General features: G+C 73.2%; 19 protein-coding genes. 12 read left to right on the top strand and 7 right to left on the bottom strand.

The annotated features are described in order from the left end of the window. A complete protein-coding gene (locus HN031_RS13780; protein ID WP_172270745.1) occupies nucleotides 1–621 on the bottom strand; it encodes a hypothetical protein in 621 nt (206 codons plus the stop codon). Between the two features lie 318 nt (nucleotides 622–939). Between HN031_RS13780 and HN031_RS13775 the strand changes: the two genes are divergently transcribed. The 4 genes from HN031_RS13775 to rsgA all read left to right on the top strand — a co-directional run bounded on the left by HN031_RS13775 (nucleotide 940) and on the right by rsgA (nucleotide 5,833). Next, the gene (locus HN031_RS13775) at nucleotides 940–2,859 is read left to right on the top strand and encodes a sigma-70 family RNA polymerase sigma factor (RefSeq protein ID WP_172270743.1); all 1,920 of its coding nucleotides are present in this window, start codon (nucleotides 940–942) and stop codon (nucleotides 2,857–2,859) included. Between the two features lie 86 nt (nucleotides 2,860–2,945). Continuing rightward, nucleotides 2,946–3,476: a DoxX family membrane protein gene (locus HN031_RS13770; protein ID WP_172270741.1), complete on the top strand. Its 531-nt coding sequence runs from the start codon at nucleotides 2,946–2,948 to the stop codon at nucleotides 3,474–3,476. 18 nt (nucleotides 3,477–3,494) lie between these two features. Next, nucleotides 3,495–4,823: a 3-phosphoshikimate 1-carboxyvinyltransferase gene (gene aroA, locus HN031_RS13765; protein ID WP_172270739.1), complete on the top strand. Its 1,329-nt coding sequence runs from the start codon at nucleotides 3,495–3,497 to the stop codon at nucleotides 4,821–4,823. Then, nucleotides 4,820–5,833 carry a ribosome small subunit-dependent GTPase A gene (gene rsgA, locus HN031_RS13760; RefSeq protein ID WP_172270737.1) on the top strand — a complete coding sequence of 338 codons (1,014 nt, stop codon included), beginning with the start codon at nucleotides 4,820–4,822 and terminating at the stop codon, nucleotides 5,831–5,833. The genes aroA and rsgA overlap by 4 nt, the downstream gene beginning before the upstream one ends. A 9-nt stretch (nucleotides 5,834–5,842) precedes the next feature. On the opposite strand, the gene HN031_RS13755 is transcribed toward rsgA, so the two are convergent. Continuing rightward, a complete protein-coding gene (locus HN031_RS13755; protein WP_172270735.1) occupies nucleotides 5,843–6,304 on the bottom strand; it encodes a DUF2231 domain-containing protein in 462 nt (153 codons plus the stop codon). A gap of 42 nt (nucleotides 6,305–6,346) precedes the next feature. On the opposite strand from HN031_RS13755, the gene HN031_RS13750 reads away from it, so the two are divergent. The 3 genes from HN031_RS13750 (at nucleotide 6,347) to HN031_RS13740 (ending at nucleotide 8,180) form a co-directional block, all read left to right on the top strand. Beyond that, entirely contained in the window at nucleotides 6,347–7,246 is a 900-nt protein-coding gene (locus HN031_RS13750) for an inositol monophosphatase family protein (RefSeq protein ID WP_172270733.1), read from the top strand. 107 nt (nucleotides 7,247–7,353) lie between these two features. Next, nucleotides 7,354–7,785, top strand: coding sequence for a CBS domain-containing protein (locus HN031_RS13745; protein WP_172270731.1), 432 nt, complete (start codon nucleotides 7,354–7,356; stop codon nucleotides 7,783–7,785). A 53-nt stretch (nucleotides 7,786–7,838) separates the two neighbouring features. Beyond that, nucleotides 7,839–8,180: an FKBP-type peptidyl-prolyl cis-trans isomerase gene (locus HN031_RS13740; protein ID WP_172271722.1), complete on the top strand. Its 342-nt coding sequence runs from the start codon at nucleotides 7,839–7,841 to the stop codon at nucleotides 8,178–8,180. An 18-nt stretch (nucleotides 8,181–8,198) separates the two neighbouring features. Here HN031_RS13740 and HN031_RS13735 read toward each other — a convergent pair whose 3' ends face one another. Beyond that, on the bottom strand, nucleotides 8,199–8,885 hold the full coding sequence (locus tag HN031_RS13735) for a response regulator (protein WP_367650763.1): 687 nt from the start codon (nucleotides 8,883–8,885) through the stop codon (nucleotides 8,199–8,201). Beyond that, nucleotides 8,882–10,078 (bottom strand): sensor histidine kinase, encoded by a 1,197-nt coding sequence (locus HN031_RS13730; RefSeq protein WP_172270727.1) that lies wholly within the window; start codon nucleotides 10,076–10,078, stop codon nucleotides 8,882–8,884. The genes HN031_RS13735 and HN031_RS13730 overlap by 4 nt, the downstream gene beginning before the upstream one ends. Nucleotides 10,079–10,217: 139 nt before the next feature. Here HN031_RS13730 and HN031_RS13725 point away from each other — a divergent pair, with 139 nt between their 5' ends. Together HN031_RS13725 and HN031_RS13720 are read left to right on the top strand one after the other, a co-directional pair. Then, nucleotides 10,218–11,114: an ABC transporter ATP-binding protein gene (locus HN031_RS13725; RefSeq protein WP_172270725.1), complete on the top strand. Its 897-nt coding sequence runs from the start codon at nucleotides 10,218–10,220 to the stop codon at nucleotides 11,112–11,114. Further along, nucleotides 11,111–11,923, top strand: a complete 813-nt coding sequence (locus HN031_RS13720; protein ID WP_172270723.1) for an ABC transporter permease — start codon at nucleotides 11,111–11,113, stop codon at nucleotides 11,921–11,923. The genes HN031_RS13725 and HN031_RS13720 overlap by 4 nt, the downstream gene beginning before the upstream one ends. Nucleotides 11,924–11,971: 48 nt before the next feature. Here HN031_RS13720 and HN031_RS13715 read toward each other — a convergent pair whose 3' ends face one another. Continuing rightward, nucleotides 11,972–12,229: an RNA-binding S4 domain-containing protein gene (locus HN031_RS13715; RefSeq protein WP_172270721.1), complete on the bottom strand. Its 258-nt coding sequence runs from the start codon at nucleotides 12,227–12,229 to the stop codon at nucleotides 11,972–11,974. A 68-nt stretch (nucleotides 12,230–12,297) separates the two neighbouring features. Between HN031_RS13715 and HN031_RS13710 the strand changes: the two genes are divergently transcribed. Next, a complete protein-coding gene (locus HN031_RS13710) occupies nucleotides 12,298–13,539 on the top strand; it encodes a phosphatidylserine/phosphatidylglycerophosphate/cardiolipin synthase family protein (RefSeq protein WP_172270719.1) in 1,242 nt (413 codons plus the stop codon). A 27-nt stretch (nucleotides 13,540–13,566) separates the two neighbouring features. Here the strand turns inward: HN031_RS13710 and HN031_RS13705 are convergent, their stop codons facing one another. Further along, nucleotides 13,567–14,853 carry a DUF445 domain-containing protein gene (locus HN031_RS13705; RefSeq protein ID WP_172270716.1) on the bottom strand — a complete coding sequence of 429 codons (1,287 nt, stop codon included), beginning with the start codon at nucleotides 14,851–14,853 and terminating at the stop codon, nucleotides 13,567–13,569. Between the two features lie 37 nt (nucleotides 14,854–14,890). Here HN031_RS13705 and HN031_RS13700 point away from each other — a divergent pair, with 37 nt between their 5' ends. Then, nucleotides 14,891–15,286 carry an adenylyltransferase/cytidyltransferase family protein gene (locus HN031_RS13700; RefSeq protein WP_172270714.1) on the top strand — a complete coding sequence of 132 codons (396 nt, stop codon included), beginning with the start codon at nucleotides 14,891–14,893 and terminating at the stop codon, nucleotides 15,284–15,286. A gap of 74 nt (nucleotides 15,287–15,360) precedes the next feature. Further along, nucleotides 15,361–16,932, top strand: coding sequence for an MXAN_6640 family putative metalloprotease (locus HN031_RS13695; RefSeq protein WP_172270712.1), 1,572 nt, complete (start codon nucleotides 15,361–15,363; stop codon nucleotides 16,930–16,932). Between the two features lie 24 nt (nucleotides 16,933–16,956). Here HN031_RS13695 and HN031_RS13690 read toward each other — a convergent pair whose 3' ends face one another. Then, complete coding sequence (locus tag HN031_RS13690; RefSeq protein ID WP_322424611.1) at nucleotides 16,957–17,556, bottom strand: TetR/AcrR family transcriptional regulator; 600 nt, start codon at nucleotides 17,554–17,556, stop codon at nucleotides 16,957–16,959. Between the last annotated feature and the right edge of the window lie 28 nt (nucleotides 17,557–17,584).

Raw genomic sequence — 17,584 nt, 5'->3', positions numbered from 1 at the left:
TCAGCCGCGCGCCAGCTCGTCGAGCAGCATGCCGGCGCCGGCGTCGGTGGGCGGCAGGCCCTCGATCCACACCCGCACCGCGGAGGTGCCCGCTCCCCCGGGCTGCGCGGTCTCGAGCATGGTCCGCAGCACGCGCACGCGGCGGCCCATGCGGTCGTCGCGACGGGTGAGGACGGCGACCCGGTGCATCCCGACGCGGGCGACCGTCTCGTCGCGCGCGAACGCCGTACGGGCCAGCTCGCCGGCCCGCGCCAGCCGCATGGCCCGGGTGAAGTGGTCGCCCGGCTCCTCCGACGGGTCGTCCCCCAGGGGCAGGGCGCACACGACGAGCCCGTGCCCGGTGATCCCGCCGGGGTCGGCGTCGCCGAGCCGGTAGAGCTCGGAGAGCCGGCCGCGGAGGTGCGCCTGGCTGGAGAGCCCGGTGAGCGGGTCCTCGCAGGAGAGCTGGTGCAGGTAGCCGAGTGTGGTGTCGCTCCAGGCGGACAGCGTCGCGGCCACCACGTCGTACGTCGGGTCCTCGCCGGTGATGCTGCGGCACGTCTCGCGCAGCCCGGCCAGCGTCTCCTCGACCGAGGCCCCGTCGCGGGCCATGACCTGGCCCGCGACGGAGCACACCCCCAAGACGTCCGATCCTGAGATGAGCGCTTCCCCCACCGCCTCGAACCGGTGCGGCAACCCCGACCGCACGTCGGCAGACCGTGCATCGCCCATCTCAGGACCGGCGGCCGCAGGTCGTCGCCCGCGTACGGCGAAGATCCTCACGGCCACCCCCTCCTGTCCCGTCCTGCACCAGTGAGACGGGGCAGCCCACAGGGCATGACGCTGACCAGACCACTGAGTTTCGGTTTTTTCCGTCAACGCCCCGATCCGCCGCTCCGCGGTCTACAGTCGGAGTCGCCCGACACCACACAGGAGTGCTTCCGGGAAGCGTCGATCCACATGAGCAGTGCCACCAGCGTCGAAGCACCGGGGGACGCCGAGCTGATCTCGGCGGTCCGCGGCGGGGACGTCGACGCCTACGGCACCCTGTTCGAGCGGCACGTCGACGCCGCCCGGCGCCTGGCCCGGCAGCTCGTTCCGGCCGGTGACGCCGAGGACCTGGTGTCCGAGGCCTTCGTCAAGGTGCTCGGTGTCCTGCAGCGCGGCGGCGGCCCCGACGTGGCGTTCCGCGCCTACCTGCTGACCGCCGTCAGGCGACTGCAGGTCGACCGCTTCCGCGCCGGCTCCAAGCTCCACACCACCGACGACATGGAGGCCTTCGACCCGGGCGTCCCGTTCCGCGACACGGCCGTCGAAGGCTTCGAGAACGCCGCGGCGGCCAGGGCGTTCGCGTCGCTGCCCGAGCGCTGGCAGCTCGTGCTCTGGCACACCGAGGTCGAGGGCGACAAGCCGGCCGACATCGCCCCGCTGCTCGGCATGAGCGCCAACTCGGTGTCCGCCCTGGCCTACCGGGCCCGCGAGGGCCTCAAGCAGGCCTTCCTCACCCAGCACGTCGCCGAGCTGGAGGAGGACGCCTGCCGCTGGACGCACAGCCAGCTCGGTTCCTACGTCCGCAAGGCCGTCTCCAAGCGCGACGCCGCGAAGGTCGAGGCGCACCTCGACGAGTGCCGTTCGTGCATGGCCATCTACCTCGAGCTCACCGAGGTGAACTCCAGCCTCGGCGCCCTGCTCGCACCCCTGCTCCTCGGCGGCGTGGCCACCGCCTACCTCGGTACGGCCGTGGCCGCCGGGTCGGTGCCCGTCGGGATCGGCGCCGTGGTGGGCCGGGTGCGCGATCTCGTCATGGCCAACGCCGGCACCGCTGCCGTGGCCGGCGTGGCCGCCAGCACGGTGATCGTCGCCGGTGGCATCGCGCTCGGCGTCGGTGGCCCGGGCGAGGTGCCCGGCGACCCCACCGCCCTCCGGCAGCCCGCGGTCGCGTCGAGCACGCCGTCCAGCGGGACGTCCCCCGGGCCCCCCGACGGCCTGCAGCAGCGCCGGGGCCGCTCCCCCGTCGCAGCGCTGCCCGGTGTGACCGACCCTGCGCTCAGCGACGACCCGTTCCCCGAGGTGCTGCCCACGACCGTGCCGACGGACCTGCCGACGGACGTGCCCACCGAGGCGCCGACGGACGGGCCCACCGACGACCCGACCGACGGGCCGACGGACGACCCCACCGACGACCCCACCGACGACCCGACGGACGACCCCACCGACGACCCGACCGAGGAACCGACCGAGGAACCGACGGACGACCCCACCGACGGTCCGACGGAGAACCCGACGCCGACCCAGCAGCCGGAGCCGACCGAGAACCCCGACCCGACCGGCAACCCCACGCCGACGGAGCAGCCGGACCCCACCGAGGACCCCGACCCGACGGGTGACCCCGACCCGACCGGTGACCCCGACCCCACCGACGACCCCGACCCCACCGGTGACCCCGACCCCACCGGTGACCCCGACCCCACCGGTGACCCCGACCCCACCGGTGACCCCGACCCCACCGGTGACCCCGACCCGACAGAGGACCCCGACCCGACGGTCGATCCCGAGCCCGTGCCGGTCGACTCGTCGGTGACCGGCTCGGTGACCGGCACCAACCTGATCCACCGGGTCACGATGCGCGTCGCAGGGCTCCCGACGGGGTCGAGCGCGCGACTGCAGGTCGAGCTCACCGGCGTCGAGTTCGCCTTCGCCGTCGACGAGCGCTGCGTGGTGCGGCAGGGTGGCATCACCTGCCAGGTGGCCTCCGGCCAGTCCTCCCCGATCGGGATGACCCTGGTCTCGGTCGGCGACGGGAGCGTCGCCGCGACCCTCCAGGCGGCTCCTGGCGAGACCAACCTCGCCAACAACACGTGGCGCGCCCTGCTCGACTGAGCAGGCGCAGCCCCGACCAGCCCGTCGCGACAGCGCACCCCTGAGGGCGCGGTGCCGCCGACGCGGATCGTGTAGACATGGGACCCATGACGATCACTCGGCTGCTCGCCCGCCCCCTGCTCGCCTCGATGTTCGTCGCGGGCGGCGTCAACGCCCTCCGCAACACCGAGGTCCACGCGGCCAAGGCCAAGAAGGTCGCCGACCGCGTCGTCCCGCTGGCCCAGCAGGCGGCCCCGGGTGTCTCGATCCCCACCGACCCCGTCACCCTGGTCCGGATCAACGCCGGCGCCCAGATCCTCGCCGCCGCGGCCCTCGCCACCGGCCGGGTCCCCCGGCTGAGCGCGACCGTGCTCGCCGCCTCCCTCGTGCCCACCACGCTCGCCGGGCACCCCTTCTGGGAGGAGACCGACCCGCAGGCCAAGTCCGCGCAGCGGCTCCAGTTCGTCAAGAACGCCTCGGTCCTCGGCGGGCTGCTGCTCGCTGGCGTCGACACCGAGGGCAAGCCGGGCCTGGCCTGGCGCGCCCGCCGCGCCGCGTCCGACGTGCGCCGTGAGGCCAAGCAGGTCGCCAAGGACGCCCGCCGCGAGGCGAAGTTGGCCAAGGCCCAGCTCACCTGACCTCGATAGGGTGCGCCGGTGAGTGAGCCTGCTGCCGACGCCGCGACGCCGACCGACCCCTGGCCGGCGCCGCGCCCGGACGGACCCGTCGACCGCGTCGTCTCGCTCCCGGGGAGCAAGTCGCTGACCAACCGGGCGCTGCTGCTCGCCGCGATCGCCGACGGGCCGAGCGTCGTACGACGTCCGCTGCGCTCGCGCGACACGCTGCTGATGGCGCGCGCCCTGGCCTCGCTCGGCACCGGGATCGAGGACAGGGACGGTGACTGGGCCGTCACCCCGGGCTCCTGGGACGCGGACGCCGACGTGGACTGCGGCCTGGCCGGCACGGTGATGCGGTTCGTCCCGCCCGTGGTCGGGCTGGCGCGCGGGACCGTGCGGTTCGACGGCGACCCCCACATGCGGCAGCGGCCCGTGGGCCAGATGCTCGCGGCCCTCGGTGCGCTCGGCGTCCGGGTCGACGACGACGGCCGGGGCGCGCTGCCCTTCGCGGTGCAGGGGACGGGCACGGTCGCGGGTGGCACCGTGACCATCGACGCGAGCGCCTCGTCGCAGTTCGTGTCGGCGCTGCTGCTGGCCGGAGCCCGCTACGAGCAGGGCGTCGACGTGCGCCACGTCGGCAAGCCCGTGCCCTCGCTCCCCCACATCGAGATGACCGTGCAGATGCTGCGCCGCCGCGGCGTCGAGGTGGACGACTCCGACGCGAACCGGTGGGCCGTCGCCCCGGGCCCCGTGCGGGCGGTCGACGACGAGATCGAGCCCGACCTCTCCAACGCCGCGCCGTTCCTCGCGCTCGGCGCCGCCACCGGGGGCCGGGTCACGGTCACGGGGTGGCCGTCGCGGACCACGCAGCCCGGTGACGAGCTGCGCGAGATCCTGGCGCTGATGGGGTGCGACGTGACGCTGTCCGGCGGTGACCTCACCGTCGTCGGGCCCGAGCGGCTCTCGGGCGTCGACCTCGACCTGCACGACGTCGGCGAGCTCACCCCGGCGGTCGCGGCGCTGTGCGCGCTCGCCGGCTCGCCCTCGCACCTGCGCGGCGTCGCCCACATCCGCGGCCACGAGACGGACCGGTTGGCCGCGCTCGCCACGGAGCTCGGCCGGCTCGGCGCGGACGTCGACGAGCGCGAGGACGGGCTGACGATCCGCCCCGCGGACCTGCACGGCGGGACGTTCCGGACCTACGCCGACCACCGCATGGCCCACGCCGGCGTCATCCTCGGGCTGGCGGTCGACGACGTCCTCGTCGAGGACGTCGCCACGACGGCCAAGACCTTCCCCGACTTCGCGACCGCCTGGAGCCGGGCCGTCCTCGGCACCTCCCCCGACCGGTCCGGGGCGCCGACGTGACCGGTCGCTACTCCGAGCACGACCAGGAGCACTACGAGCGCCCGAGGCGCCGCACCCGGCCACGCACCAAGGACCGGCCCACCTACGACGACGCCGTCGACGCCAGGGTCGTCACCGTCGACCGCGGCCGGTTCACCCTGCTCCTCGGCGGCCACCGGGTGATGGCGATGAAGTCGCGACCACTCGGGCGCAAGGGCGTCGTGGTCGGCGACCACGTGCGCGTCGTGGGCGACACCACCGGCGCCGACGGCTCGCTGGCACGCATCGTGGAGGTCGTCGAGCGCAGCACGACGCTGCGCCGTACCGCCGACGACGACGACCCCGTCGAGCGGGTGATCGTCTCCAACGCCGACCAGCTCGTCGTGGTGACGGCGCTCGCCGATCCCGAGCCACGCCCGCGGTTGATCGACCGCGCGCTCGTGGCGGCGTACGACGCCGGCATGACCCCCCTGCTCTGCCTCACCAAGGCCGACCTGGCCGACCCGGAGACGCTGCTGTCGACCTACCGCTCACTCGGCGTGCCGTGGGTGGTCACCCAGCTCAAGGGCGAGGGTGCCGGCGACCTGACCGAGCTGCGCGACCGGCTGCGCGGACGCACCAGCGTGCTCGTCGGCCACAGCGGGGTCGGCAAGTCGACGCTCGTCAACGCCCTCGTGCCCGACGCCCACCGCGAGGTCGGCATCGTCAACGCGGTGACGGGTCGCGGCCGGCACACCTCGACGAGCGCCTACCTCCTCGAGCTGCCCGGTCCCGACGGCCGGGGCGAGGGCTGGATCATCGACACCCCCGGCATCAGGTCGTTCGGCCTCGCGCACGTGCGACCGGAGAACCTCATCGAGGCGTTCCCGGACCTCGAGGAGATGACGGAGGACTGCCCCCGCGGGTGCTCACACGACGCGGACGAGCCCGAGTGCGGCCTCGACGAGGCGGTCGCGTCCGGCCAGACCGACCCCGACCGCGTCGAGTCCTTCCGACGGCTGCTCGCGGCGCGCAGCGCCACCGACTGGTGACGCCCGGCCTCAGCCCCAGACGGCCGTGGCGCCGGAGTCGCCGGCCAGGTAGACCGTGACCACGAGCCCGACCGCACCGACGGCGAGCAGGACCGCCACGGGGATGCCGAACCGCGTCGCGCGGGCACCGCGGCCCGACGCCAGCGCGGACGTGCCGCCGAGGGCCCACGCGCCCAGCAGCGAGACCAGCGCGTAGCCGATCGACCACAGGCGCAGCAGCTCGCCGTCCTCCTGGTGCTCGACCACGATCGGCGCGAGCTCGGGCCGCGACGACAGCAGGTCCTCGCCCGCCGCGACCGCCACGACCGACGCGACGGCGGTGACGACCGCCAGCACGACCAGGGGCCACCGCAGCAGCCACCGCCACCTGGGGACGGCCGCGTAGGCGAGTCCGGCGAGGGCCGACAGCGGACCGAGGACCACGACCGCGTGCACCACGAGCGGGTGCAGAGGCACACCGTTGAGTTCCATGGCGTGCACAGTAGGGCGCCTTGCTGGCAATAGCCTGTGAACATGCCCATCACCGGCTCGGCTCGCTCCCACGACCACACCGACGACCTGCGCCTGGCCCACGTCCTGGCCGACGACGCCGACTCGTTGACCCTGGCCCGCTTCAAGGCCCTCGACCTCCACGTGATGAGCAAGCCGGACCTCACGCCCGTGACCGACGCCGACAAGGCCGTCGAGGAGGGCATCCGCCGCACGCTCTCGCGGGTCCGCTCCCGCGACGCGGTCGTCGGCGAGGAGCAGGGCACCACCGGCCACAGCCAGCGGCGCTGGATCGTCGACCCGATCGACGGCACCAAGAACTACGTGCGCGGGGTCCCGGTCTGGGCGACGCTCATCGCGCTGGCCGTCGACGACGAGGTCGTGCTGGGCGTCGTGTCGGCGCCCCAGCTCCAGCGGCGGTGGTGGGCCTCGGCCGGCGGCGGCGCGTGGACCGGCCGCTCGCTGCTCAAGGCTACGCGGTGCGAGGTGTCGGACGTACGCCGCCTCGAGGACGCGTCGCTGAGCTACTCCTCCCTCTCCGGCTGGGACGAGCGCGGCCGGCTCGACGACTTCGTGTCGCTGTCGCGACGCTGCTGGCGCACCCGCGCCTACGGCGACTTCTGGTCCTACATGCTGCTCGCCGAGGGCGCCGTCGACATCGCGGCGGAGCCGGAGCTCGAGCTCTACGACATGGCGGCCCTCGACGTGATCGTGCGCGAGGCCGGTGGCCGGTTCACCTCCCTCGACGGCACCGACGGCCCCTGGGGCGGCAACGCGCTGGCCTCCAACGGCCACCTGCACGAGGCCGCGCTGTCGTTCCTCGGCGCGATGGACGACGACGAGGCCGACCCCGACGTGCCGCGGCGGGGCCCCGGCTCGGTGAGCAACCTGCGGGACCGGCAGGCACCTCCGGTGCTCGACTGACCAGGACCTCCGGCGCTCGACCAGCCCGACCAGCCAGCACCTGTCCCTCGGCGCCGGGCTTGGCTACGGTGGCTCATCGGCAGTCGGCCGGACGAGAGGTGGAGACGATGAGGATCCAGGACGTCATCCAGGGCAAGGGCAGCCAGGCCGTCGTGACCATCCGGCCGGACGCCACCGTCCGTGAGCTGGTGGCCCTGCTGGCCGAGCACAACGTCGGCGCGCTCGTGGTGAGCGAGGACGGCGAGCGGGTCGCGGGCATCGTCAGCGAGCGCGACGTCGTACGCCGCCTGCACGAGCAGGACGCCGTGCTCGACGCCACCGTCAGCACGATCATGACCGCCGACGTGCGCACCTGCGCCGCCCAGGACGGGCTGACCGACCTCATGCAGACGATGACCGAGCACCGCATCCGGCACGTCCCGGTGGTGGCCGACGGACGGCTGACCGGCATCATCAGCATCGGTGACGTGGTGAAGAACCGCATCGGCGAGCTCGAGTTCGAGCGCGACCAGCTCGACAGCTACGTCCACCAGACCTGACACCACAACGAAGAGGAGCAACCGTGAGCGAGAAGCCCGACGTCGACCCCCATATGGGCGAGGCGCCCACCGACCTCGAGGTCACCGACCTCGTCGAGGGCGACGGTGCCGAGGCCACGTCCGGCTCGACCGTCTCCGTCCACTACGTCGGCGTCGCCCACTCCACCGGCGAGGAGTTCGACGCGTCCTACAACCGCGGCACCCCGCTGCAGTTCCGCCTCGGCATCGGCCAGGTCATCTCCGGCTGGGACACCGGCGTGCAGGGCATGAAGGTCGGCGGCCGCCGCCGGCTGGTGATCCCGCCGCACCTCGGCTACGGCGACCGCGGGGCCGGCGGCGCCATCAAGCCGGGCGAGACCCTGATCTTCGTGGTCGACCTGCTCGAGGTCCACTGACCTTGCACGACTGACGCCTCAGGCCTGGGCGTCGTGGACCAGGATCGCGACCTGCACCCGGTTCTCGACGCCCAGCTTGGCGAACAGGCGCCCCACGTGGGTCTTCACCGTGGGCACGCCCATGAAGAGCTCGGCCGCGATCTCGGCGTTGCTGAGGCCGCGCGCCACCCCGTCGGCGACGTCGCGCTCCCGCTCGGTGAGCGCGGCGAGCGCCGTACGGGCCGTCCGCCCGCGGTCCCGGCTCTCGGGGTCGGTCCCGTCGCGCGTCACGGCCGCGATCAGCTGGGCCGTCACGCTGGGCGAGAGCATCGGCTGGCCCGACGCCACCGTCCGGATCGCCTCCACCAGCCGGGCCGGCTTGGTGTCCTTGAGCAGGAAGCCGGCCGCGCCGGTCCGGAGCGCACGCAGCACCATGTCGTCGGTGTCGAAGGTCGTCAGCACGATGATGCGCAGGTCGGGGTGGGCGCGCAGCAGCTCCTCGGTGGCACTGAGGCCGTCGCGCACGGGCATCCGGATGTCCATCAGCACCACGTCGGCGCCCGAGGACGGCACGACCCGGAGCGCCTCCTCGCCGTCGCCGGCCTCGGCGACGACGCGGATGCCCGAGCTGCCGCCGAGCATCATGCCGAGGGCGGCGCGCACCATCGGGTCGTCGTCCACGACGGCGAGCGAGATGGGAGCCTCGGTCCCCACTCCCTCGCTCACGACGCCCACGGTATCCATGCCCGGACCGCGTAGCCGCCAGTGGCGTCCACGCCGTGCGTGATCCGGCCGCCGGCGAGGGCCGCGCGCTCGGCGAGGCCGAGCAGGCCCAGGCCCGAGGCGGGCAGCCCCGGGCGGCGTACGGGTCCCACCGGCGCCGCGTTGCGCACCGCGATCACCAGGCCGTCGCCGGGCGTGCCGGCGAGGTCGACCGTGACGGCGGTCCCCGGTGCGTGCTTGCGCACGTTGGTCAGGGCCTCCTGCACGATGCGGTACGCCGTCCGCCCGGTGGCCGCGGGGAGCCCGTCCTCCACCTCGTTGGTCAGGCGCACCCGCATCCCGCCCGAGACCTCCTCCGCCACCAGGTCCGCGACGTCGTCGATGCCGGGCTGCGGCCGCTCGGGGGCGGCGTCCACGGGCTGGGCGGGATCGCGCAGCACTCCCAGCACGGCCCGCAGGTCCGACAGCGCCCGGTGCGCGTTGTCCTCGATCGACCGGGCCGCGGTGGCGCGGTCCTCCTCCGACAGGTCCGTGCGATAGCTGAGCGTCGAGGCGTTCATCGCGACGAGCGAGATGCGGTGGGCGAGCACGTCGTGCATCTCGCGCGCGATGCGGGTGCGCTCGGCGGCGCGCGCCTGGGCGACACGGGCGATCTGCTCGCGCTCCGCGGTGACGGCCCGGGCACGGTAGGAGTCGACCAGCTGGCGCTGGGACCCCATGGCGTAGCCCGTGGCGACGATGATGCCGGTCACGAGCGCCCCGAACGCGACCGAGGCCCACAGCGGCAGGGACTCCTCGGAGATCCCGATGCGCTCCTGCACCAGCCCGGCGAGGAGGCTGAGCGGCACGATCACCGCCAGCAGCCGCCAGCGGCGGTGCGAGGCGATCGAGCCGAGGATCCACGACGCCGGGCCGGCGCTGGACAGCGAGACGAACGAGAACAGGGTGAGCACCATCCCCACGACCGCGGGGCGGCGGTGCCGCCACCGGATGACGACGAACGACGTCAGGCCGAGCAGCGGGTCGCCGACGAGGAACCACACCATCGCCGCGTCCCAGGGGCGCTCCGCGGCGCCGACGAGGATCAGGCTCCAGGCCAGCAGGCTGATCACCGCGGCCAGCGCGTAGCGCCAGAGCGACGCCAGGAGGCTGGTCCCGTCGGCGGGCGCGTCCGCCTGGCGCGACTCGACTGGCATGGCCCGAGGCTAGAGGTACGCCGGGCGCTCCCGCGTCCGACCCAGGTGTCGACCGTGGGGCGGGGGGCGATACCGAGGTCGGACGTCGACGAGCCCTGTGCCCGATGTGCGGGGGCTTCCCGACGGCGAGGCTGGAGCCATGATCACAGTCGAGAACCTCACGAAGCGCTACGGCGGGTTCACTGCCGTCGACGACATCTCGTTCCACGTGCGGCCCGGGAGCGTCGTCGGGTTCCTCGGGCCCAACGGCGCCGGGAAGTCCACCGCGATGCGGATGATGACCGGCCTCACCCCGGCCACGTCCGGGCGCGCCACCATCCTCGGCAAGCCCTACCGCGAGCTGCACAACCCCGGCCGCCAGGTCGGCGTGATGCTCGATGCCTCGGCGCAGCACCCGGGGCGCACGGGCCGCGAGGTGCTCCGCGTGGCCGCCATCTCGGTCGGCGTCTCGAAGGCGCGGGTCGAGGAGGTCCTCGCCCTCGTCGGCCTGACCGGGGAGGAGGCGGACCGCCGCGTGCGCAACTACTCCCTCGGCATGCGGCAGCGGCTCGGCATCGCCGCGGCGCTGCTCGGCGAGCCGCAGGTGCTGGTCCTCGACGAGCCGGCCAACGGGCTCGACCCGCAGGGCATCCACTGGATGCGCGGCCTGCTGCGGCGCTTCGCCGACGGCGGCGGCACGGTCCTGCTGTCCAGCCACCTGCTGCACGAGGTGCAGATCGTCGCCGACGACCTGGTGATGATCGGCCGCGGGCGGATCGTGGCGATGGGCTCCAAGGAGGAGCTGCTCAGCCGTGGCGGCACCACGGTGCACTCGACCGACGACGCCCAGCTCGCCTCGCTGCTCGAGGCCGCCGACGTGCCGTTCACCCGCGCCGGCTCGGGACTGGTGGTCGACGCCGACCCCGAGGTGGTCGGCCGGATCGCCGCGCAGGAGCGCGTCGTGCTGCTCGAGCTGCGGTCCGGGGGCTCCGAAGGCCTCGAAGAGATGTTCCTCGGCCTCACGGCCGCCACCTCGCGCGAAGGAGAAGCCGCATGAGCACCGACACCAGCACCACCACCACCCCCGCGATCGGCGGGGACCGCGCCGGCGGCGCCGCGGCGCCGACCGCCCTCCCCGGCCGGCCCGGGGTGCCCTTCGGCCGCACGCTGCACGCCGAGCTGCGCAAGATGGTCGACACCCGCGCCGGGCTCTGGATGGTCGTCGTGATGGCCGCCGTCGCAGCCATCGTGCTCGTCGCGTTCGTGATCTGGGGACCCGCCGAGGACGCCTCGTTCAACGGCCTGCTCGAGCTGGCCACGCTGCCCCTCGCCATGCTGCTGCCCGTGCTGGGCATCATGGCCGCCACCGCCGAGTGGACCCAGCGCACCGGGTTGGTGACCTTCACCCTCGAGCCGCACCGCGGACGTGTCGTGCTGGCCAAGGCGCTCGCCGCGCTGCTGCTCGCCGTCGTGGTCCTCGCCGTGGCGGTGGCCGCGTCGGCGCTCGCCAACGTCGTCGGTGGCAACGGCGAGTGGGACCTCACCGCCGCCGCCGGCGGCGGCCTCGTCCTGGCCCTCCTGCTCTACGTCCTGCAGGGCGTGGCGTTCGGGTTGCTCTTCCTCAACACGCCCGTCGCCATCGTGTCCGTGCTGGTCCTGCCGACCGTGTGGGCCATCGCCACGCAGGTCGTCAGCGCGCTGGAGGAGGTGGGCGCCTGGCTCGACATGGACCGGGTGACCCGTCCCCTCTTCGCCGGCGAGATGGGGTCGCAGGACTGGGCCCAGCTGTCGACGGCCACCGCCGTGTGGGTCCTCCTGCCGCTCGCGGTCGGCACCTACCGCGTGCTGCACCGCGAGGTGAAGTAGCCGGTCACCACACGGTCACCACACGGTCACCACCCGGTCACCACTCAGTCACCACGGGACGTCGATCTCGACGTCACCGGTGGCCACCCGGGCCGCCAGCCCGCCCAGCGTGACGACGTCACCGGGGACGAGCTGGCGGCCCCGCCGCGTCTCGACCTCCCCGTTGACGGTCACCGCGCCGTCGGCGAGCACCGGCTTGGCCTCGGCACCGGTCTCCACGAGGTTGGCGAGCTTGAGGAACTGGCCCAGCCGGATCGACTCGTCACGGATCGGCACGTCGACGGGCTCGCTGGTCGGGGAGGACATGGGTCCAGTGAACCAGCCGCCTAGGGTGGTGCCCGTGCCCACCGCCTCTCCGACGGAGGACTCCTGACATGACGCGACGCCCTCGTCCAGTCGCCGCCGCCCTCGCCGCCGCCTCCGCGGTCCTGTGCCTGCTCGCCCCCCTCCAGGCGCCTGCCCCGGCCGCCGCCGAACGGGCCGCCTCGGAGCGGGCCTCCCCCGCGGCAGCACCGGCTGCGGGCAGGAGCGGGTGCCGGTCGCGGTCCGGCACGGAGGTCTGCTTCACCTCGCCGCCGACGGTCCCGGACGACCCGACGGTGCTCGACCGCGCGAGCCGGCTCTTCGACGCGGCCGGTGCCGGTGACACCATCCGGGTCGCCATGTTCCGCTGGGACATCGAGCCGCCCACCGACGCGCTCCTGGCCGCGCAGCGCCGCGGGGCGGTCGTGCTCCTCGTCGGCGACGACGACCTGCGGCTCAACCGGTCGGGACGCCGCCTCATCGAGACGCTCGAGGCGCAGGACCCCGCCCGGACGAACGTGACGATCTGCCGCGGGGCCTGCCTGCCGTGGCGCGCACCGGGCCCCTTCCCCGACAGCCAGGACGTGCAGCACCTGAAGTTCTACCTGACCGAGATCGGCGGCGTGCAGTCGTTCATCACGTCCTCGGCCAACCTCGAGGACCGGCAGTACCGCCAGTACAACTCGTTCCTCAAGATCGACGACCCCGGGCTGTACGCCTTCGGCCTCGACTACTTCGCCCGGCTCGAGGCGCAGAGCCTGAGCGTGCGCGGCACGCGGTGGGACGACCGGCGCAAGACCTGGAGCAGCGGTCCGATCACCGCGGCCGTCTACCCGTCCCGCAAGGACCTGCTGCTCTCCACGCTGCGCGAGCTCTCGTGCACCCGGGGGGCCCGCGACGTGTCGGCCATGTTCGCGGTCATCCAGCGCGCCGACGTGCGCGCCGAGCTGGCCCGGCTCTCCCGCGACGGCTGCCGCGTCCGGATCGTCACCTCCCGCGACACGGTGGAGAACTGGCTCCAGACGCCGCTGCCCAGCGGCGACATCCCGGACGGGCAGGTGCGCACGGTGCTCACGCACGACAAGATGCTCGCCGTCCACGCCCGGTTCCGCGGACGTCCGACGCGCCTCGTGGTGACCGGGACCTCCAACACCACCTGCGGCGGCCTGCTCTACAACGACGAGGTGATGGTGCGCGTCGTCGACGACACGTGGCTGCACCGCCAGTACCTCGCGCACTTCGACGACGCGTACACCCACGCGCACCAGAGCCGGACGCGCATCATGCCCGTGATGAAGCCCTGCCGCGCCTGACGGCCGGCCCGCCGCGTCAGTGCACCGTCAGTGCACGGCCAGGCTGACGGCGTGGATCAGCACGCCCACCAAGCCGCCCACGATCGTGCCGTTGATCCGGATGAACTGGAGGTCGCGGCCCACGTGCAGCTCGATGCGGCGGGCGGCCTCCTTGCCGTCCCACCGCTCGATGGTGGACGTGATCACCGTGGTGACCTCCGCGCCGTAGCGCTCGACGGTGAACACCGCGAGGTCCGCGGCCGCCCGGTCGAGGCGCTCGCGCAGGACGGCGTCCTCGCGGAGCCGCTGCGAGAACAGGGTGAGCTCGGCCAGCAGGCGCTGTCGGACGGCACCCTCCTTGTCCCTCACCGAGGCGAGCAGCGCCGAGCGCATGGCCTTCCACAGCGAGATGGCGGTCGTGACGACCTGCGGGTGGTCCAGCAGCCGGTTCTTGAACGCCTCGGCGCGGTTGCGGGTCTCCTGGTCGTTGAGGAGGTCGTGGGCGAGCTGGCCGAGCATCGAGTCGAGCGCCTCGCGGGCGCGGTGGTGCGGGTCGTCGCGGATGTCCTCCAGCCACGCCACGGCCTGGACGTGCAGGCGGGAGGTCACGGCGTCGTTCAGCTTGGGCGGCGCCCACCACGGCGCGCGCTCCTCCAGCACCCGGGTGAAGGTCTCCGGGTTGTCGAGCAGCCACCGGTGCATCTCGTCGAGGGCCAGGTCGACGACCCCGTGGTGCAGGTCGTCGCGCAGCACCTCCATGAGCGCCGAACCGAGCAGCGGTGAGATCGGCTCCTCGTGGAAGCGCGGCACCAGCGCCTGTGTGACGAGGTCGGCGACGTGGTCGTCGCGGACCTTGCCCAGCGCGATCGCCGCCACGTCGGAGGCCTCGTCGACCACCCGGCGGGCGTTGAGCGGGTCGGCCAGCCAGTCGGCGACCCGGGCCGAGATGGTGGCGGCCAGGACCCGCTCGCGGATGATGTCCTCCTGGAGGAAGTTCTCCCCCACGAACTCCTCGAGCCCCTTGCCGAGCTCGTCCTTTCGCTTGGGGATCAGCGCGGTGTGCGGGATCGGCAGGCCGAGCGGGTGCTTGAAGAGCGCGGTCACGGCGAACCAGTCGGCGATGGCGCCGACCATCGACGCCTCGGCCCCGGCGTTGACGAACCCCCACGCGCCGTCGCGCCCGAGCGTGGCGACGTACACGCACGCGGCGAGCACCAGCAGGCCGACGGCGACCGTGCGCATCCGGCGCAGGCCGCGGCGGCGCGCCTCGTCGGCGCCCGGGTCGGGGGTGATCAGCGAGATGCGAGGAGGGTGGGCGGTGGCCTGGTCGGGCATGCTCGCCATCCTCCCTGACCGTGCCAGAATGCCGCGCATGCCTCGCACCGTCATCACCTTCGGCACGTTCGACGTGTTCCACGTCGGGCACCTGCGCGTGCTCGAGCGCGCGGCGGCGCTGGGCGACCGGCTCGTCGTCGGCGTCTCCGCCGATGCGCTCAACGAGCGCAAGAAGGGCCGCGCGCCGATCTTCAGCCAGCGCGAGCGACTGGCGATCGTCGGGGCGCTCAAGGTCGTCGACGGCGTCTTCGTCGAGGAGAGCCTGGAGCAGAAGCGCGACTACATCGTCGAGCACGGTGCGGACGTCCTCGTGATGGGCGACGACTGGGCCGGGAAGTTCGACGAGTACGCCGACGTGTGCGAGGTCGTCTACCTCGAGCGCACCCCTGCCATCTCCACCACCGCGATCATCGAGCACATCGCCGACCTCTGACGGCTGCGCGGACCCCCGCGACGTCGCACGGGGGCGTTATGGTCATGCCCGACATGACAACCACGAGGGGAAACATGCGCAGATTGCTCACCACGGCAGTGGCCATCGCACTGATGGGCGGCGCGGCACTCTCCGCCCCCGCCGTCGCCGCCGACAACGACACGCCCACCGGCCCCATCGGCTCGCTGAGCCGCCCGTCCGAGCGGCTCGCCGCTCCCCAGGTCGCGCTCCCCGACGCCTGGTCGCCGACCGCGACCGACGCGCTCGCCGCCGCCCGACGGGTGCTCGACGGCAAGGCCCGGCCGGCCGACCCGTCGGCGACCCTCGCCCTGCGCGACCTCTTCATGAAGAAGTCGCAGCTGCGCGGCGCCGACCTGCGCCGCGCGGAGGCGCTCCTGGCGCGTCCGACCGACGGCCCGGGCGACCCGCAGGGCTTCGGCTACACCGTTGCCGAGGCACCGCCCGTCTGCAACACGCGCCTGTGCCTCCACTACGTCCCCAGCGGCACCGACGCGCCGCCCACGCCCGAGTGGCCCGCGCAGAACCTGGCGGTGCTCGACTCGGTGTGGACCACGATCGTCGACCAGCTCGGCTACCGCGCCCCGCTGACCGACGGCGCCGCCGGCGGCAACCCGCTCTTCGACGTCTACCTCAAGGACCTCGGGACGGGGCTCTACGGCTTCTGTGCTCCCGAGCGCCAGGTGAAGAAGCGCACGGCCTCGGGCTACTGCGTCCTCGACAACGACTACGTCGCGGCGCAGTTCCCCACCGGCACTCCCACCGACAACCTGACGGTCACCGCCGGGCACGAATTCTTCCACGCCGTCCAGTTCGCCTACGACTACGGCGAGGACCTCTGGATGATGGAATCCACCGCCACGTGGATGGAGGAGCGCATCGCCACGCTGGTCAACGACAACCGCCAGTACCTCCCCTCCAGCCAGCTCTACGCGCCCTACGTGCCGCTCGACGTCTTCAGCCGCACCTCGACCTTCCAGTACGGCAACTGGATCTTCTGGGAGTACCTCAGCACCCGCTACGGGCTCGGCATCGTCAACAAGGCGTGGAAGCAGGCCGGCTCGCTCAAGGGCGACGGCGGCAAGAACAGCATCCCGGCGCTGGAGAAGGTGCTCAAGGGCAAGGGTGGGCTGACCAAGAACTACGCCACGTTCGCGGCCGGCAACCTCACGCCCGCGGCCAACTACCCCGAGGGCGCGGAGTACCCCTTCCCCGGCGTCAAGGCCGCCAAGGCGCTCAGCAAGAACAAGCGCACCAAGCGCTACGGCGCCAAGATCAACCACCTCGCCTCCATGTCGTACGCCTTCACGCCCGGCAAGGGCCTCGGCGCCAAGAAGTGGAAGCTCGCCGTGTCCGTCACCGGTCCCGACAAGCGCACCTCCCCCGCCGCGGTCGTCGTGGTCCACCTCGTCAACGGCAAGCGGCAGGTCAAGCTCGTCAAGCTCAACCGCGGCGGCGACGGCCGGAAGACGGTCGCGTTCAGCAGCAAGCGGGTCGGCGCGGTGACGGTCACGCTCGTCAACGCCTCGACGCGCTACCAGTGCAACCGCCGGACGGTGCTCGCCTGCGGCGGGCGTCCGCTCGACGACAGGTCCCGCTTCAGCGTGACGGGACGCGTCACCAAGTAGCACCCGAGCAGCACCCAGGACTGGTCAGGCCCTGATCGACAGCAGGGCGTGGAGGGCGGCGACGCACTCCTCGACCAGCTCCGACACCGAGACCGGGCGTTCGCCGGTCGGCACAGCCGACCAGGTGAGCGCCCGGTCCTCCGTGTAGGCCCACCACGCGCGGACGACGTCGCGCTGGCGCTCCGGGACCTCCAGCGCCGCCATGACCCGCGCGGTGCTGCCGTCGCGGACCGAGTCCATCACCTCGCTGACTCGCGGGTCCCCCACGCCGTGGCCGTGCACCAACGCGAGGTAGAAGTCGCGGCGCCGCTCGATCTGCTCGACCATCAGCCGGGTCGTGGTCTCGACCTGCTCGGGGCCCGGGCGCGACTCGTCCGGCGCCGTGGTGCGCAGCATCCGCCGCCCCGCCGCCGCGATGCAAGCGAGATAGTAGTCCGTCTTGGTCGGGAAGTAGTGGAAGAGCAGCCCGCGCGAGATGCCGGCCTCAGCGGCGATGTCGTCCATCGAGAGGTCCTGGATCGGCGTCTCGACGATCTTGGCGAGGCCGATGGCGACCAGCTGGCGCCGGCGCTCGTCCGCGCTCAGCCGACGGCGTGCGGGAGCGGGCGCGGCAGGGTCGGACACACTGTTGAGCATTGCTCAACAGTGTGCC

This window comes from Nocardioides sp. zg-1308 (assembly GCF_013155375.1).
GTDB classification, from domain to species: domain Bacteria; phylum Actinomycetota; class Actinomycetes; order Propionibacteriales; family Nocardioidaceae; genus Nocardioides; species Nocardioides renjunii.
This window is presented reverse-complemented; position numbering and strand designations above follow the sequence as displayed.

Excerpts from the sequence above, each read along its gene's own strand:
- HN031_RS13775 (WP_172270743.1), top strand. The coding sequence starts at position 940 with ATGAGCAGTGCCACCAGCGTCGAAGCACCGGGGGACGCCGAGCTGATC.
- HN031_RS13770 (WP_172270741.1), top strand. The coding sequence starts at position 2,946 with ATGACGATCACTCGGCTGCTCGCCCGCCCCCTGCTCGCCTCGATGTTC.
- HN031_RS13755 (WP_172270735.1), bottom strand. The coding sequence starts at position 6,304 with ATGGAACTCAACGGTGTGCCTCTGCACCCGCTCGTGGTGCACGCGGTC.
- HN031_RS13750 (WP_172270733.1), top strand. The coding sequence starts at position 6,347 with ATGCCCATCACCGGCTCGGCTCGCTCCCACGACCACACCGACGACCTG.
- HN031_RS13745 (WP_172270731.1), top strand. The coding sequence starts at position 7,354 with ATGAGGATCCAGGACGTCATCCAGGGCAAGGGCAGCCAGGCCGTCGTG.
- HN031_RS13740 (WP_172271722.1), top strand. The coding sequence starts at position 7,839 with ATGGGCGAGGCGCCCACCGACCTCGAGGTCACCGACCTCGTCGAGGGC.
- HN031_RS13730 (WP_172270727.1), bottom strand. The coding sequence starts at position 10,078 with ATGCCAGTCGAGTCGCGCCAGGCGGACGCGCCCGCCGACGGGACCAGC.
- HN031_RS13725 (WP_172270725.1), top strand. The coding sequence starts at position 10,218 with ATGATCACAGTCGAGAACCTCACGAAGCGCTACGGCGGGTTCACTGCC.
- HN031_RS13720 (WP_172270723.1), top strand. The coding sequence starts at position 11,111 with ATGAGCACCGACACCAGCACCACCACCACCCCCGCGATCGGCGGGGAC.
- HN031_RS13715 (WP_172270721.1), bottom strand. The coding sequence starts at position 12,229 with ATGTCCTCCCCGACCAGCGAGCCCGTCGACGTGCCGATCCGTGACGAG.
- HN031_RS13710 (WP_172270719.1), top strand. The coding sequence starts at position 12,298 with ATGACGCGACGCCCTCGTCCAGTCGCCGCCGCCCTCGCCGCCGCCTCC.
- HN031_RS13705 (WP_172270716.1), bottom strand. The coding sequence starts at position 14,853 with ATGCCCGACCAGGCCACCGCCCACCCTCCTCGCATCTCGCTGATCACC.
- HN031_RS13700 (WP_172270714.1), top strand. The coding sequence starts at position 14,891 with ATGCCTCGCACCGTCATCACCTTCGGCACGTTCGACGTGTTCCACGTC.
- HN031_RS13695 (WP_172270712.1), top strand. The coding sequence starts at position 15,361 with ATGCGCAGATTGCTCACCACGGCAGTGGCCATCGCACTGATGGGCGGC.